This window comes from Pedobacter aquatilis (genome assembly GCF_032678405.1).
Lineage (GTDB): Bacteria > Bacteroidota > Bacteroidia > Sphingobacteriales > Sphingobacteriaceae > Pedobacter > Pedobacter aquatilis_A.
On sequence record NZ_JAVTSJ010000002.1, the window covers coordinates 394,659 to 410,270 of the forward strand.

Sequence of the window (15,612 nt, forward strand, 5' to 3'; positions counted from 1 at the left end):
CTTACTTTTTTTTAGCAGGAACCTGTTTAATTAGCCATTTTACCAGGTCGTTGGTAGCATTAAAGTTTTCCAATTCTTTTGGGAGTTTGCGTCCATCGATATATTCATTGTAAAACCAGGGATCGCCAACGGCAAACACCGTCCCCTTACCATATTTTGCTGTTGCTACAATTACATCGGTTTTATCGGTTAATGCCGGTACTGCAGGTACCTTGGCAACAATCGTTGAAATTTCTTTGATATAAACCTTTTTGGCCGTTTTAAAGATTTCGTTTTTTGCAGGGATGCTGATGGCTCCCTGTTCAAAATTTAATCCCTGAACCTTGTTGCGGCTATCTTCATTAAAGTGAATACCAAAGGTTTCAGGCAAAACATTAAATTTTGCAATTTCACAGTTGCCCGCATCATTCAATAAAAGCACCAGAACTCCACCTGCTTTTACCCATTCGCTAATCTGCTTTGCATGTGCAGCGTTCATATAGTTTGGCTGCGCAGTTTCCTTTTCCGTATCCGGATCAACAATGATGTAAATATTCGTGCCTTTTAAATTTGATGTAGTGGGTGCAGTCGATAGGGTTGTTGTTTTTACCCCTGCATCGTTAAAAACCTTACCGAAAAGTGAAAAACCATTGTTATCATCTTCATTCCATAAATAATGAAAAGGGATTTTAGCTCCGGTAGGCCCGGTCATGTATTCATTATTGAAGAAATTATCTACAGTTACAGTCAAACCTGCTCCAGGCTTTGGCAAGGCCGCCAGCTCCATCTCACTTGCTGCACAAATAAATGCGCCAACTCCCTTCGGATCATTAGTAATGACTTTTTCGCTAATATAATATTCAAAACTGCCGTCGCGGTATTTTGGCTTGCCACCTAGTCCTGAAACAGAAACCGTTTTAGTCAGGTTTACCCGCTCATCGCCGGCTTGTTCAATAAATTCTTTCTTTAAACCTGCATAACCTTTATTTGCTGCTGCGCTGAATGATTTTGGTAAATAACCTTTGCGGACACCTTTTGCAAAGCCATAAACAAACATACTCGAAGCTGAAGATTCAAGGTAATTACCCTTTCTGCCAGGCATATCCATGATATCAAACCACACACCTGATTTTACATCCTGATATTTTAGCGCTGCATTTGCTGTACGGTTTAAAATAGCGACAAGCTCATTGTATTTTGGATGGTTTTTAGGGAAATTATCAAGTACATCTACCAATGCCATAATGTACCAGCCCATTGCCCTTCCCCAGAAATTTGGCGAGCGCCCGGTTGTTTTATCTGCCCATTGTTCTAGCCTGCTTTCATCGTATCCATGATATAGTAAACCTGTTTTGGCATCTCTCGAGTTTTTCTCCATCAGGATAAACTGTTTGGCGATATCGTCAAATGCCGCATCCTTTTTCATTAAGCTGGCATACTCTGCATAGAAAGGTTCGCCCATGTATAAGCCATCAAGCCACATCTGGTTCGGATAAATTTTCTTATGCCAGAAACCGCCTTCTTTTGTACGTGGCTGGTTTTGCAGTTGTTCATACAATTGTGTTGCGGCAGTTAAATATTTTTGCTGGCCAGTAACCTTGTACAGCAATAACAACGACCTTCCGTTTTTTACATTGTCGATATTAAAATCTTCAGCTTTATAAGTTCTGATGTTTCCTGTTTTATCAACATAGGCATCCATTGAACTTTGGATATATTTAAAATAATCGCCATTCCCGGTGTTGCGCCATACCTGTGCCGCACCTTCGAGCACAACTCCCATGTCATAGCTCCATCGTGGTCCTTTTGCATCTTTCAAAACAGTCGTATCCTGGAATAATTTTTCCATTGCCGTTAAGGTAAGTTGTTCTGAAAGTTTCTTCTGCCCGAAAACGCCGGTTGATATAACCGTCAAAAAAGCAATTAATGTTATATACGAAGTATTTCTATTCATTTTATTTAGCAATCTCTAATGCCGATTTATTGGTTTCTTCACTAATGGCTGATGTCTTCTTAGCATTTGAAACATCTGTTCCAGTTACTTTTACGCCTTTTGTTTTATCGCCGGTAATGTTAAACAGGAGCTCGCTCTCTTTTTTATACTGTAAGCCATTAATGTTAATGTTTGTTCCGTTTTGAACCAATACAACCGGGTTGGTATTAGCCGTAATTACATTTACATTTTTAAGGAATATTCCAGAGGCCTCAATGATTTCGATACCCTTTTTTGCCTGGATGGTTACATTTTCAAGGTGCACATCTTTAATATTCATTTCTGGTAAACCCCTGAAAAATATCGCCTTTTCTGCGCCATTGGCCACTACATCCTTAATGTAGAAATTCTTAAACTGCGGCGTTGCTTCAGTTACGGGAACAGTTATGGTTTTAATGGCTTCACGTTTTTCTCCTGCCAGAGGAACAGGGTCTTGTGCAGCATAATACATGTCGAACAAAATTGCCTCCCCGGGAATATCAATCATGTTGATATTGTTTACGTAAATGTTTTCGACCACGCCACCACGTCCACGGGTTGTTTTAAAACGTAAACCAATGTCAGTACCGATAAATGAGCAGTCGTAAACCCAGATGTTTTTAGCGCCACCGCTCATTTCGCTTCCAATAACGAAGCCGCCGTGGGCATGGTAAACGATATTATTTCTGATGATAACATTTTCAGTTGGCATCCCGCGTTTTCTTCCAGCCTCATCTCTGCCCGATTTTATGCAGATCCCATCATCGCCAACATCAAAAGTGCTGCCCTCAATAAGTACATTTTTACAGGATTCTACATCAACACCATCGCCGTTTTGTGCAAACCAGGGATTTTTTACCTGCAGGTTTCTTAATGTTAAATCTTCGCACATCAAAGGGTGTAAATTCCACGCTGGCGAATTTTGAAAGGTAACACCTTCTAAAAGAATTTTTTTACAACTGTTTAATACTAGCAGATTTGGGCGCAGGAAATCTTTGATGTCCTCATAATCTGCTGCAGTCTTACCTGGAACGATTACCCCGGCATTTTTAGTTTTAGCACCTTTAACTGTTTTTTGTGAAGGATACCACAATTTGCCATCTTCGCTCACGGAGCCACCCGATGCAACCAGTTTTTGCCACTGCGTTTCGGTTAATTTGTCTTTTTTAACCATACGCCATGCACCGCCATTTCCATCAATTATACCCGATCCGGTTATCGCAATGTTCTCAAGGTTGCTACCCGAAATAGGACTTTGGTTTCTCCAGGCAGGCTGCCCTTCCCAATTGCCTTCAACTAATTTATATTGATTAAAATCGTCGGTAAACTGAAGGATTGCATCACGTTTAAGGTGTAGGTTAACATTACTTTTTAGTTCAATAGGTCCTGTTAACCATAATCCCGATGGAATTAAAACAACGCCCCCACCTTTTTGGCTTACGCTGGCTATGGCCTTATTAATGTTAGAAGTATTTAAGGTTAAGCCATCGCCCTTAGCTCCAAAAGAGACAATGCTTGTGGTGTCATTTTTAAATTTAACCTGCTTAATAACGGGTAATACCTGTTTTTGTGCAAAGGCTGCATTTGTATTTACGCAATACAAGCCAGCAACTACCGAAAATATTGAATAGAATTTGCCTTTAAAAAGATTCATGTTTTGCGCTGTTAAATTATATCTGGTTATTATTAAAACAAGTGTACGTTGTTTACAGCTAAAACAGAAGAGAAATCTATGCAATCGTTGCCAAAGAAAGGAGTGTTTTTTGGCTTTTTGTGTTGCTTAAGTATTTGTTTATGAGTGTTTTGTGATTTTATTTGATTGTCGGAAGCCATCCGCGGAAAACGTTTTCCAAAGTGTAGGCTTTGTACGCTTCATCTGTTAACTGGTGAGACCATGCCGCTCTTTCCTTAGGTTTGGCACCTTTGCCGGTACTCTTGTATTCAGCATAAAATGCCGTTTGCTCATTACTTTCTTTACCCCAGTTATTCCAGCCGGCAGCTGCAATTATTTCAGGTAGTTCGCAGTTTAAGTAAGCAACCTTGGCGTATGGCCGCCAGGGCCTGCCCAGGTAAAAACTATTGGCAGGGGCGTTGCCTGTTATTTTACAATTGTTGAGTACATAACCATATTTAGTGGTGTCAGCTGTTGAAGCGGCAGTAATGTAGCCTGCCTTTTTGCAAAAAATGGTACAATGCTCGAACCAGGCTGTGGAGGCCCCAAAAATAAAATCAACCGTGCCCTCTATATAACAATTGTAATAATACTGGCGGTTATTGCCTCCGTAGGTGTAAAGTGTGTCCTGAAATCCAAGAAAGTTACAGTTGTTAAAAACAAGCTTGTCGCCTCCTGCCCAGACTGCCACAGCCTGACCAACAGGCCCGGAACTGTTTTCAAAAGTGATGTTCTCTGCCGAAAAGCCTTCTCCGTAAATGTAAAAACTCGATGAGCCCGATGTACCTTTTTCCTCACCGAAGGCATTTTTCTTCTGGGCGTAATCATCATAAGTCAAGATGGTTTCTTTTAGGTTTTCACCGATGAATTTTACATTTTTCTTCGATGCGGCCAAAACTAACTTTTCCTTATAAATACCTTTCTTGATAAAGATGGTAGTTATCTTATTTCTGAAATCAGGAACAGCATTTATAGCCTCCTGAACGGTTTTAAAATCTCCGGTTCCATTCGCGGCTACAGTAAAATCGGGTTTAACCTGGTTGGCAAATGCTTGTAAACTCATTGCGATCAGCAAAAAGAAACATATTTTTTTCATAATCTGGTTAGTATAAATTAAACCGGCCACGTTACCAGTAATGTAAACGCAGCCGTGTTTTAATTAATATATGATGAACAATTCTAATCATAAAACCGAAAGCTAAAGAATGTTTGGCTGAAATAAACATCGCAAACGATAACGGGAACGTTTGCATAATTAAGATTGGATTAATATTAAAAATCACTTAACCTTGTTTAACCAAATATATAAAAGAAGTTTTCTAAAAATCAGCCGATGAAATTTTTATTAATCCCGATTGCGGCTTGCTTTATATCATATGCAGCTCTTGCCCAGCAGCCCACAGCAAAAAGCTACAGATCTAAAGTTTGGGTTGCTGATCTGGGTAATGGTACCTATAAAAACCCGGTTTTAAATGCTGATTATTCCGACCCGGATGCAATCCGTGTTGGCAACGATTTTTATATGGTTGCTTCGAGTTTTGATGCCATTCCGGGATTGCCAATTTTACATTCAAAAGATCTCGTAAACTGGAAATTAATCGGCCATGCACTTTTAAGACAACCACCATTCGAACATTTTGAAAAAACACAACATGGAAATGGTGTTTGGGCACCATCAATAAGATACAGAAATGGCGAGTTTTATATTTACTACCCTGATCCCGATTTCGGAATCTATCTTATAAAATCAAAAAGTATTACCGGTAATTGGTCAGCTCCTGAACTTGTAATAGCTGGAAAAGGATTGATCGACCCTTGTCCTTTATGGGATGAGGATGGAAAAGCCTATCTGGCATATGCTTATGCCGGTAGTCGTGCAGGAATTAAGAGTGTTTTAGCGGTAATGCCATTAAATGCTGATGGAACTAAGCCTCTTGCAACTGGCGCAATTGTTTACGATGGTCATGAATCGGACCCAACAATTGAAGGCCCGAAACTTTATAAACGCAATGGCTATTATTATTTGTTTGCACCTGCCGGTGGTGTTGCAACTGGCTGGCAACTGGTATTGAGGAGTAAAAGTATCTATGGCCCTTACGAGCGTAAAGTAGTGATGGATGAAGGGAAATCGAAAATCAACGGGCCTCACCAGGGAGCATGGGTAACCACACCCTCAGGAGAGGACTGGTTTTTGCATTTTCAGGATAAAGATGCTTATGGCAGGGTGGTACACCTTCAGCCGATGAAATGGATTAACAACTGGCCGGTTATCGGCACCGATATTGATGGCGATGGAAAAGGAGAGCCTGTTTTGGTTTACAAAAAGCCAGCTGTTGGCAAAACTTACCCTGTTGAAAACCCCACTGAAAGTGATGAATTTAATTCGCAGAAATTAGGTTTGCAATGGCAATGGCAGGCAAACCCGCAGGCAACCTGGGCCTTTACCGATGCAGTAAAGGGCGTATTGAAATTATATACTGCAAAAATTCCTGAGAGCGCTAAAAATTTATGGGACGTTCCGAATTTACTGTTGCAAAAGTTTCCGGCCGAAACGTTTATGGCAACAACAAAATTGACCTTTAAACCAAACCCTAAACTCGAAAATGAAGAAACAGGGTTGGTTGTAATGGGTAGAAGTTATGCTTCACTTACCCTAAAAAGTAAAAATAATGAAACATACATCTGCTATAATGATTGTATAAATGCCGATAAAGGCAAGCCGGAAAACGCCAGGGAAATAACCCGGTTGAAATCGGCTTCAGTTTATTTCAGGGTGAAAATAGCGGAAGGTGCCAAATGTCGTTTTAGTTATAGTGAAGATGGTGTGAATTTCACTAATATTGATGAAGAATTTCAGGCAACAGCAGGCCAGTGGATTGGAGCCAAAGTCGGATTGTTTGCTGCCAGAAAAACGCAAACCAATGATTCGGGTATAGCTGAATACGATTGGTTTAGAATTGAACCTTTAAAATAAGAATATGAAAAAAGCATTCTCGGTTGCAGTAATATTGTTCTCCTCTCTGTTGATGTCGTTTTTAATAAAGTCTAAACCAGTCAACGTTTTCTTAATCGGTGATTCAACGGTTGCCGATTATTCGCTGGAGGAAGGATACATGCAAAAAAAATATCCGATTACCGGTTGGGGGCAGGTTTTTCAGCCTTTCTTAAAAAGAGATAACCTTAAAGCATTGCATAAATTAATAAAAAGTGACAGTGCTATCGTTGTTGATAAAGCTAAGGGTGGCCGCAGTACAAAAACTTTTTTTAATGAAGGCCGATGGAAAGAAGTACTTGATGTTCTTCAGAAAAATGATCTGGTGCTTATCCAGTTCGGACATAATGATGGAGCTAAAGACCGGCCAGAACGTTATGTGGATATTCCGGGATATAAAGACTTTTTAAGGATGTACGTTAAAGAAACCAGGGCCAAAGGTGCTATACCTGTTTTGCTTACCCCAGTTGCCAGAAATAGCCCATGGAGAGATGGTAAACTCCTGAATTCCCATACAGATTACCCACAGGCGGTAAAGGATGTTGCTGCTGAATTAAAAGTAAAATTCATTGATCTAAATGAGCTATCGGCCGATTTTTTTACCTCAAAAGGTAAAGAATATTCGTCAAGGAATTATTTCATGAACTTAGATTCAGGCAAATATGTGGCTTATCCCAAAGGGCAAAAAGATAATACGCATTTTCAACCGGAAGGCGCAAAAGAAATGGCCAGACTTGTATACGAGGCGCTGGTAAAAATTAATCAATAAAAAAATTACCCCCGGTTTTTAAATTAATCGGGGTAATAATATTTTATCCAACCATTACTTTGGCGGTAATGGCAATCCTGTTCCATGCATTAATGGTTATAATCGCCATAATAATTTGTGCAAGGTAATGTTCGTCGAATAAGCTTGCCGCTTTATTGTAGGTCTTATCAGAAACATGATTGGAAATTAAGGTCACCTCCTCTGTTAAAGCCAGTATAGCCTGCTCTTCTTCGGTAAACAAATTTGTTTCTCTCCATGCATTCAACAAATAAATCCTTTGTTCGGTTTCACCTAATTTCCGGGCATCAATACTGTGCATATTAAGGCAATAGGCACAACCGTTTATTTGTGATGCCCTGAGTTTAATCAGCTCTTTATGCGTTGGCGTTAAAGCACTTGCCGATAAATATTTTTCCAATGCATACATTGCCTGGTAGGCAGCTGGTTCTGTTTTTTGAATGTCTATTCTGTTTTCCATTTTTTTATGTTTTTTATTTACGATGTAAAGTTCTTAATCAGGAAGCCTAAAAAACTTAATGTAGATTAAGAAATAATATGCAGCTAAAAAAAAGATGGAAATAGTTAAAATTTATATCTTTGATATTATAAATCAATTTTACCTATATGACTTTAGTTCAGCTTGAATACATTGTTGCAGTAGATACTTACAGGAGTTTTGTAACTGCAGCCGATAAATGTTTTGTAACCCAGCCAACCTTAAGTATGCAGGTACAAAAACTCGAAGAACTGCTAAGTGTAAAAATATTCGACAGAAGTAAGCAGCCGGTAAGCCCAACAGAAATTGGCGCCCAGATTATTGCACAGGCCAGGATTATATTACAGGAAAGCGGAAAGGTAAAAGAACTGATTAATAGTCAGCAACAGGATGTATTGGGCGAATTAAGAATTGGCGTAATACCGACCATTGCTCCTTATTTATTGCCTGAAGTAATTTCAGCGATGCTCGAAAAATACCCTGAACTGAAATTGTTAATCTGGGAGTACACCACCGAAGATATTATTCATCATTTAAAAACCGGTGTATTGGATTGCGGAATACTGGCCACACCACTTACCGATGCGAACATTACTGAAATACCTTTATACTACGAAAATTTTGTAAGTTATATTAGTAAAAATAGCAGGCTTTATAAAAAGAAGGCCATTGATGCCGAAGATTTAAACGATGAGAATATTTGGCTTTTAAATGAAGGGCACTGCATGCGCAACCAGGTTTTAAACATCTGTCGGTCTACGAAAAACAACCGTCTTCAGGGTTTGGAATATAATACGGGAAGCGTAGAGACTTTAGTAAGAATGGTTGATTTAAATGGTGGTGCAACGCTCCTCCCTGAGTTGGCAATTGCCGAATTAAATGCAAAACAAACCAATAAAATAAGGCATTTCAAATCGCCTGAACCTGTCAGGGAAATCAGCCTGGTAACCCACAAGAACTTTATTAAAAAAAGAATGCTGAATGCCTTAAAGGATGAAATCCTTGAAATTATACCAAAGGCAATGAAACAAAAAAAGAAAAAGGATGTTGTTGGGATTTAAATTATTCTGTAGGCCTAATCTGTTTGTTTCTGTTAACATGATCTGCTAACTGATAACCCTCGCTCTGCGGCTTTTTATCGTCAAGAAAAATTAGGATAATAAGGGATATAACCGGGATGAGAAAAGATATAAAAAACCAGAACCAAAAGTTCCGTCCTGTTCTTTTTGCCAGAAAGCCTGCTAATATTTGTGGTGATAATAAAAGTCCAAGTACCGCAGTGCCAACTAATATTTCAGGCATTTACAGTTAACTCGTTAATTTACCTTTTCAGGCTTGATTAAAAGGCCACTGATATCGCCTTCAACTTCTTCTTCTTCCTGCCCCTTTTTCTTTTTCTTATTGGCTTTTCCACTCAGACGGTCTTCAATAATTCGATCATATTGCGTCTGCTGATCGCCTTTTAAAACATTGCGAATGCTTTTTGTAGTTTCGTTCTGAAGCTTATAATATTTATCTATATCGTCTTCTTTCACATTGCCAGACTGCTGTCTTTTTACCAGTTCTGCCTGCTCTTTAGCCTGGCTGTAGGTTAAGCTGTAAATAATACTTTTCTGCGTATCGTTAAGCTTCAGTTTTTTATCTAAATCCTCAACATTTTTTTTTGCAATCTCAGTTGGTGTAGGTGCTTTCTGTTGTGCACCAGCAATTGCACTAATCCCAATCACGAATAAAAATAAAAAAACAACCTTTTTCATGTTCATAAAATATTATATGCGAAGATATTAATTAATAAGAAAGCCTGCAAATTGTAGTTTGCAGGCTTTCCATTTTATCGGTGCGATACCTTTAAATTACAGTGCTTTTTTATAAAGCTCAGCAACGGCATCCCAGTTTATAACATTCCAGATTGCAGCTAAGTAATCAGGACGTTTGTTTTGATATTTTAAATAATAAGCGTGCTCCCAAACATCGATACCTAAAATTGGTGTACCTTTTACTTCAGCAACATCCATTAGCGGGTTATCTTGATTTGGCGTTGATGAAACCTGAAGTTTTTTATCAGCACCAACTGATAACCATGCCCATCCTGAACCAAAACGCGTAGCGCCGGCTTCCTGTAATTTAGTTTTTAAATCAGCAAATGAACCGAAAGTTTCTTTAATTGCCTTAGCTAAATCGCCAGTTGGCTCACCACCTTTATTAGGACCTAAAATGTTCCAGAATAATGAGTGGTTATAGTGTCCACCGCCATTGTTTCTAACAGCTGCAGGGTATTTTGAAATATTTTTAACAATATCCTCGATGCTTGAATTCGCCTCAGGTTTACCTTCTAATGCTTTGTTTAAGTTAGTAACATAAGCCTGGTGATGTTTATCATGGTGGATTTCCATGGTAGTTTTATCAATATGCGGTTCTAATGCATCGGTTGCGTAGTGTAACGCAGGTAATTCAAAAGCCATAATATTTATATGTTTAAAGTTTAAAAAATGTTTCTTGAAGCAAATATAACATTCAAAGGTTAAGTTTTGTTCATGTTATTATCATCAAATGGATTTTTAGCTGAAAGCGCAGGACTATAAGTTACCTTTTCTTTGCAAAGAAGTTTTTCATCAGCGCAGCACATTCATCAGCTAAAACATCACCCTTTAATATCGTTTTCGGATGTAACAGATTGGCACCTTTAGATAGAAAACCTCTTTTTTCTTCACGGGCACCGTAAACAATTCTACTGATCTGTGTCCAGTAGCTGGCACCTGCACACATTACACAAGGTTCAATGGTAACGTATAAGGTGCAATCAGTCAGGTATTTTCCACCAATCGTTTGACTGGCCGATGTAAAAGCCTGCATTTCTGCATGTGCCGTTACATCATTAAAACGTTCTGTTAAATTGTAGCCCCGCCCGATAATCCGGTTTTTGGAAACAATAATTGCTCCGATCGGAATTTCATCTTCATCAAAAGCTTTTTGTGCCTCTGCCAGCGCCAGTTTCATATAATGAATGTCTTCGACGGCTAGATCGTTTGTTTCGAAATTATAAAAACTCATAGTCGTAAAGCTAACTTACATCATCTTGCTGCCATTTGGAACTTTTCCATCTAATGTGGTTAAAACAATATCGCCGTTTTCATCAGCAAATCCTGTAACCAAAAACTCCGACATAAACTTGCCGATTTGTTTTTTAGGAAAATTGATGATGCCGATGATTTGTTTACCTGGCAATTCCTCCTTCGTATAAAGCTTTGTTATCTGGGCACTACTGGTTTTTATCCCAAATTCACCGAAATCTACCTTTAATTTAAAAGCTGGCTTCCTGGCTTCGGGAAATTCAAAAACCTCAAGTATTGTTCCGGCACGTAATTCTACCTTTTCAAAGTCGGCCCACGTTATTTCTTCCATGATCATTATTTTCGGTAAAATTATAAATTTTAGCCTACCGCACCCGTGTTGCCGGATGATTTAATTTTAATATAAATCATATTTTATTTTTTGAATTGCTACATTTAGGATTCTAAACCGAATAATATTTGTAAATAAATGAAAAACTCCCTACTTGATTCGAAAGACTACATTGTATTCTTAGTCTATTTCGTAATCGTTTCAGCCTATGGCCTGTACATCTACAAAAAGAAAAAATCTGCAGAATCTGGCTCAAAAGACTATTTTTTAGCTGAAGGTTCGCTAACCTGGTGGGCAATTGGTGCTTCCTTAATTGCTTCGAATATTTCAGCTGAGCAAATGATCGGAATGAGTGGTTCGGGCTTTAAACTTGGCCTTGCTATTTCTGCTTACGAGTGGATGGCGGCTGCTACTTTGGTGGTTGTTGCTGTATTTTTCATGCCGGTTTACTTAAAGAATAAAATTTTTACAATGCCGCAGTTCCTGCACCAGCGCTACAATTCTACCGTAGCCATGATTATGGCGGTATTCTGGTTAATGCTTTACATTGTGGTAAACTTAATGTCTATCCTTTATTTGGGAGCACTGGCCATCAGCGGCATTTCAGGTTTTGATATCTCAATTTGCATCTGGGCACTTGCAATTTTTGCGATTATAATTACCCTTGGTGGAATGAAGGTAATTGGCTATACCGATGTAATTCAGGTGTTTTTCCTGGTATTGGGTGGCCTGGTAGCAACTTATATTGCCCTTAACCTCATATCAGACGGAAAAGGAATCGGGTCTGGCTTCTCGATGCTAAAAGAAGGTGCTTCTGAACACTTTCACTTAATTTTCAAAAAGGATAATCCGAATTATATCGATCTGCCAGGCTTAAGTGTGCTTATTGGCGGTATGTGGATTGCCAACTTAAGCTACTGGGGTTGCAACCAATACATCACACAAAGAGCTTTAGGTGCTTCATTACCTACAGCCCGGGGTGGTTTATTGTTTGCTGCTTTCTTAAAGATGCTGATGCCAATCATCGTGGTAGTACCGGGAATTGCTGTTTATTACATCATCAAAAATAATGTTGGCGGTATCAGTGCTTCTCAACTATTGACTTCAACAGGTGTGTCAGATCCGAATAAAGCATATCCTGCCTTATTAACGCTTTTACCGGCAGGTTTAAAAGGACTTTCCTTCGCTGCACTAACTGCTGCAATTGTGGCATCCTTAGCGGGTAAAGCAAACAGTATTGCTACCATTTTTACTTTAGATATTTACAAGAAAGCTTTTAACCCTGAAGCATCTGAAACCAACCTGGTTAATGTGGGTAAAATTGCAGTAATTGTATCTATGTTTCTGGCAGTAATCCTGTCATTCGGTTTTGGTGAAGGTTTAATGGGCGAAGGTAAACAGGGTTTTCAATACATTCAGGAATATACGGGCTTTGTATCTCCTGGTATTTTCGCCATGTTTATTTTTGGGTTCTTCTGGAAAAAAACAACTTCAAATGCAGCACTTTTTGCAACCATTGGAGGATTCATCTTCTCCGTTATTTTAAAGTTTCTCCCAAAATGGACCGATCTTTCTGCGCTACACCAATTTGGCTGGTCGGTTGATAACGGTAAAGGCATTTTCGAAATTCCTTTTATGGACAGGATGCTGATTGTATTTGCATGTTGTTCGTTAGGTATGTACATCATCAGTACCATCGAAAACAAAAAAGGCATTGTGCCGAATGGTTTGGAAATAGATACTAAAATGTTTAAAACTACAACCGGATTTGCAATTGGCGCACTATTAATTATAGGCTTAATCATTGCACTTTATACCATTTACTGGTAGATAAGGATTTTAGATCCCCGGATACAAAAAAAGCTTTTCATCAATTGAAAAGCTTTTTTTTATGATATCTGTTGTCTGTACTTGTAGAAATATTTGCACAATTTTAATCTAAGCCTGCTTTATTGAGAGCATGGGCCATCGGGAATTTCCTTACTGATTTTAACCACTTTCGTTACAACGAAAGTAGAGTCGAAATCGGCAGCAACAGTTGCCGTGTCTGATTTGGTAAAGTAACCTTTCAATTCTACGTAAACCGGCTCGTAAGGTTTTTCGAAGTTTAAGTTACTGTAAGAAAGTTCAAGATTCTTTACACTATCTGTAACCCAGTACTCCCTTCCATCTTCACAAAGTGTAAACGATTTCATTTCAGGACCAAAACTATATAAACCTTTTACAGTTTTGATATCACTGGCTGATTCTGGCTTGTCCTCCCTGTTACAAGCGGTAAGGGCCATGCCTGAAAGCACAACAAATACGATTGCTTGTTTAAATAACTTCATGTTTTATAGTGTTTGATTAATCTTATCTATCTTCTTTACGCTTAAATTAGATGACAAAGCGGATGCCAAAAATGAGAAAATCCCGACAGTTACGAAAACTAAAATAAAATCTTTCCATTTAAGGCCTATAGGATAGGAACTTATAAGTGTATCCCCGCCTTCCCCCATCTTAATGAGGCCGTAATTATGCTGTAAAAAGTAAAATATCAACCCGATGATTAAGCCAAAAATGCAGCCCGACATCGTTATCATCATCCCTTCAAAAAGAAATATGCGTTTTATTAGTTTTTTACTGGCACCTAAACTGCTCAAAATGGCAATATCTTTAACCTTGTCAATTACAAGCATGGTAAGCGAACCAATGATATTAAATATAGCAATAATTAAAATAAAAGTGAGGATGATATAAACCGCCCATTTTTCGGTATTTAAAATATGATAGAGCGAGCGGTTCTGCTCTGCCCGGTTACGGATTTCAAAACCATCGCCTGCATTTGTGGCAATCTCTTTCTGAAAATCGTCAATATTTACACCTGGCTTCAGGTTGATCTCGATAGAGGAAACATTTTTCTCTTCACCTAATAATTCTCTGGCAAAATCGAGCGGAACTACAATGCCGTTATCGAATTCCTGTTGTACCTCAAACACGCCACTAACGCGAATGCTTTTATTTACAAAATCATCTGCAGGGTTTAAATTATTAACCGCTATGTTTTTCTTTGGCGAAAAAATCTCGAGTTCGGTAAATGGATCTACCGTATTAACCGCAAGGTACGATTGCAGTGCTGAACCGATTACCGATGTGTAGCCGCTTTTATTACTTAAAATGAAATGTCCTTCTCTTATGGTGCTGTCTAATTTGGGGTTCTTTAGGTAATCATAGCTTACCCCCTTAACCATACCCACCGCCTGCTTATTATTGTACCTCAATAGAGCATTTTCCTGCAGTACTTCGGTAAAAGAATAAATTGCTTTACTGTTTTTTAGCTGGTTAAAATATTTGGTGTCCGGATTGAAGGTTTTTCCCTTTGCCGGAAAAATAGCCAGCTCAGGTGTCATGGTATTAAACATATTGAGGATAGTAACCTCTAAGCCGTTAAATACAGAAAGAATAATAATTAACGCTGCACTGCCAACCATAACGCCAACCATCGAAATACCCGAAATCAGGTTAATGGCATTTGTTGATTTTTTGGCAAACAAATACCTTTTGGCGATATATAACGGCGTATTCACAGGTTAAATATATGGAAAATGGATGATGGAAAATGTATGATATAAAATGGATGGTGCAATACAAATACCCTAATTACGGTAACCTTACTTCACAATGCCTTGATCAAACTTATTAAACATCAAAAAAATGGATTATGTTTTTTCTCGAATCCAATTGTAGTTGATGGGCCATGACCCGGATAAACCGTAACCGCATCAGGCAGCACAAATAATTTATTTTCGATATTGCTGATCAGCTGGTTATGATTTCCGCCCGGTAAATCGGTGCGGCCAATACTACCATAGAATAAAACATCGCCACCAATTAAAAAGTGATCAGCTTCACTGTAAAAACATAAGTGTGCCGGTGAATGGCCAGGAGCAAAAATCAAATCCAGCCTGCTGTTACCAAAGTGTATTGTTCCGCTTTCTTCAAGAAATACCTCAGGTTCGGGCGATAGCTCATATTTGTTGAAACCCATTTGTGGCGCATAGCCCGGAACAGCCTGAAGGATTGGCAGCTCGCCTTTATGGAATTGCGGTTTTAATCCCCAGGTATCGAAAACGAATTTGTTGCCAAAAATATGGTCGAGGTGGCAATGGGTATTTAGAAGCAAAACAGGTTTAAGATTATTTGTCTTTACAAAATCAGCTAATTCATCCTGCTCTGCACCATCATACATCCCGGGATCAATGATAACACATTCCTTTGTTTCATCATACAAAACATAGGTGTTTTCGCTGTAAGCGTTAAATGTAAATATTTTAATTTTTATCATTTTACT

At 38.7% G+C, this 15,612-nt stretch carries 16 protein-coding genes; 5 read left to right on the top strand and 11 right to left on the bottom strand.

Translation table 11 applies throughout. The features are described from left to right. Nucleotide 1: 1 nt before the first annotated feature. The 3 genes from R2R71_RS07125 to R2R71_RS07135 form a co-directional block, all read right to left on the bottom strand. Nucleotides 2-1,933 (bottom strand): glycoside hydrolase family 88 protein, encoded by a 1,932-nt coding sequence (locus R2R71_RS07125; RefSeq protein WP_316830569.1) that lies wholly within the window; start codon nt 1,931-1,933, stop codon nt 2-4. Between the two features lies 1 nt (nt 1,934). Then, complete coding sequence (locus R2R71_RS07130; protein ID WP_316830570.1) at nt 1,935-3,605, bottom strand: glycoside hydrolase family 28 protein; 1,671 nt, start codon at nt 3,603-3,605, stop codon at nt 1,935-1,937. Nucleotides 3,606-3,762: 157 nt separating this feature from the next. After that, entirely contained in the window at nt 3,763-4,719 is a 957-nt protein-coding gene (locus tag R2R71_RS07135) for a pectinesterase family protein (protein WP_316830571.1), read from the bottom strand. 237 nt (nt 4,720-4,956) lie between these two features. On the opposite strand from R2R71_RS07135, the gene R2R71_RS07140 reads away from it, so the two are divergent. Both R2R71_RS07140 and R2R71_RS07145 read left to right on the top strand, forming a co-directional pair. Further along, nucleotides 4,957-6,597, top strand: coding sequence for a glycoside hydrolase 43 family protein (locus R2R71_RS07140; protein ID WP_316830572.1), 1,641 nt, complete (start codon nt 4,957-4,959; stop codon nt 6,595-6,597). A gap of 4 nt (nt 6,598-6,601) precedes the next feature. Beyond that, nucleotides 6,602-7,384 (top strand): rhamnogalacturonan acetylesterase, encoded by a 783-nt coding sequence (locus tag R2R71_RS07145; RefSeq protein ID WP_316830573.1) that lies wholly within the window; start codon nt 6,602-6,604, stop codon nt 7,382-7,384. 43 nt (nt 7,385-7,427) lie between these two features. On the opposite strand, the gene R2R71_RS07150 is transcribed toward R2R71_RS07145, so the two are convergent. Next, a complete protein-coding gene (locus R2R71_RS07150) occupies nt 7,428-7,862 on the bottom strand; it encodes a carboxymuconolactone decarboxylase family protein (RefSeq protein ID WP_316830574.1) in 435 nt (144 codons plus the stop codon). A 146-nt stretch (nt 7,863-8,008) separates the two neighbouring features. Between R2R71_RS07150 and R2R71_RS07155 the strand changes: the two genes are divergently transcribed. Both R2R71_RS07155 and R2R71_RS07160 read left to right on the top strand, forming a co-directional pair. Further along, nucleotides 8,009-8,941 (top strand): hydrogen peroxide-inducible genes activator, encoded by a 933-nt coding sequence (locus R2R71_RS07155; protein ID WP_316830575.1) that lies wholly within the window; start codon nt 8,009-8,011, stop codon nt 8,939-8,941. Between the two features lie 116 nt (nt 8,942-9,057). Next, nucleotides 9,058-9,192, top strand: coding sequence for a hypothetical protein (locus R2R71_RS07160; RefSeq protein ID WP_316830576.1), 135 nt, complete (start codon nt 9,058-9,060; stop codon nt 9,190-9,192). A gap of 4 nt (nt 9,193-9,196) precedes the next feature. Here the strand turns inward: R2R71_RS07160 and R2R71_RS07165 are convergent, their stop codons facing one another. From R2R71_RS07165 to R2R71_RS07180, 4 genes are all read right to left on the bottom strand, one after another. Beyond that, nucleotides 9,197-9,637 (bottom strand): hypothetical protein, encoded by a 441-nt coding sequence (locus R2R71_RS07165; RefSeq protein WP_316830577.1) that lies wholly within the window; start codon nt 9,635-9,637, stop codon nt 9,197-9,199. Nucleotides 9,638-9,733: 96 nt separating this feature from the next. Next, nucleotides 9,734-10,342 (bottom strand): superoxide dismutase, encoded by a 609-nt coding sequence (locus tag R2R71_RS07170; protein ID WP_316830578.1) that lies wholly within the window; start codon nt 10,340-10,342, stop codon nt 9,734-9,736. A 121-nt stretch (nt 10,343-10,463) separates the two neighbouring features. Then, the gene (locus R2R71_RS07175; protein WP_316830579.1) at nt 10,464-10,931 is read right to left on the bottom strand and encodes a nucleoside deaminase; all 468 of its coding nucleotides are present in this window, start codon (nt 10,929-10,931) and stop codon (nt 10,464-10,466) included. Between the two features lie 15 nt (nt 10,932-10,946). After that, a complete protein-coding gene (locus R2R71_RS07180) occupies nt 10,947-11,282 on the bottom strand; it encodes a tRNA-binding protein (protein WP_316830580.1) in 336 nt (111 codons plus the stop codon). 138 nt (nt 11,283-11,420) lie between these two features. Here R2R71_RS07180 and R2R71_RS07185 point away from each other — a divergent pair, with 138 nt between their 5' ends. Further along, nucleotides 11,421-13,112 (top strand): sodium:solute symporter family transporter, encoded by a 1,692-nt coding sequence (locus R2R71_RS07185; protein ID WP_316830581.1) that lies wholly within the window; start codon nt 11,421-11,423, stop codon nt 13,110-13,112. Between the two features lie 119 nt (nt 13,113-13,231). Here R2R71_RS07185 and R2R71_RS07190 read toward each other — a convergent pair whose 3' ends face one another. The 3 genes from R2R71_RS07190 to R2R71_RS07200 form a co-directional block, all read right to left on the bottom strand. Continuing rightward, complete coding sequence (locus tag R2R71_RS07190; RefSeq protein ID WP_316830582.1) at nt 13,232-13,612, bottom strand: hypothetical protein; 381 nt, start codon at nt 13,610-13,612, stop codon at nt 13,232-13,234. Nucleotides 13,613-13,615: 3 nt separating this feature from the next. Further along, complete coding sequence (locus R2R71_RS07195) at nt 13,616-14,848, bottom strand: ABC transporter permease (RefSeq protein ID WP_316830583.1); 1,233 nt, start codon at nt 14,846-14,848, stop codon at nt 13,616-13,618. 119 nt (nt 14,849-14,967) lie between these two features. Beyond that, entirely contained in the window at nt 14,968-15,606 is a 639-nt protein-coding gene (locus R2R71_RS07200; protein WP_316830584.1) for an MBL fold metallo-hydrolase, read from the bottom strand. Nucleotides 15,607-15,612: the final 6 nt, after the last annotated feature.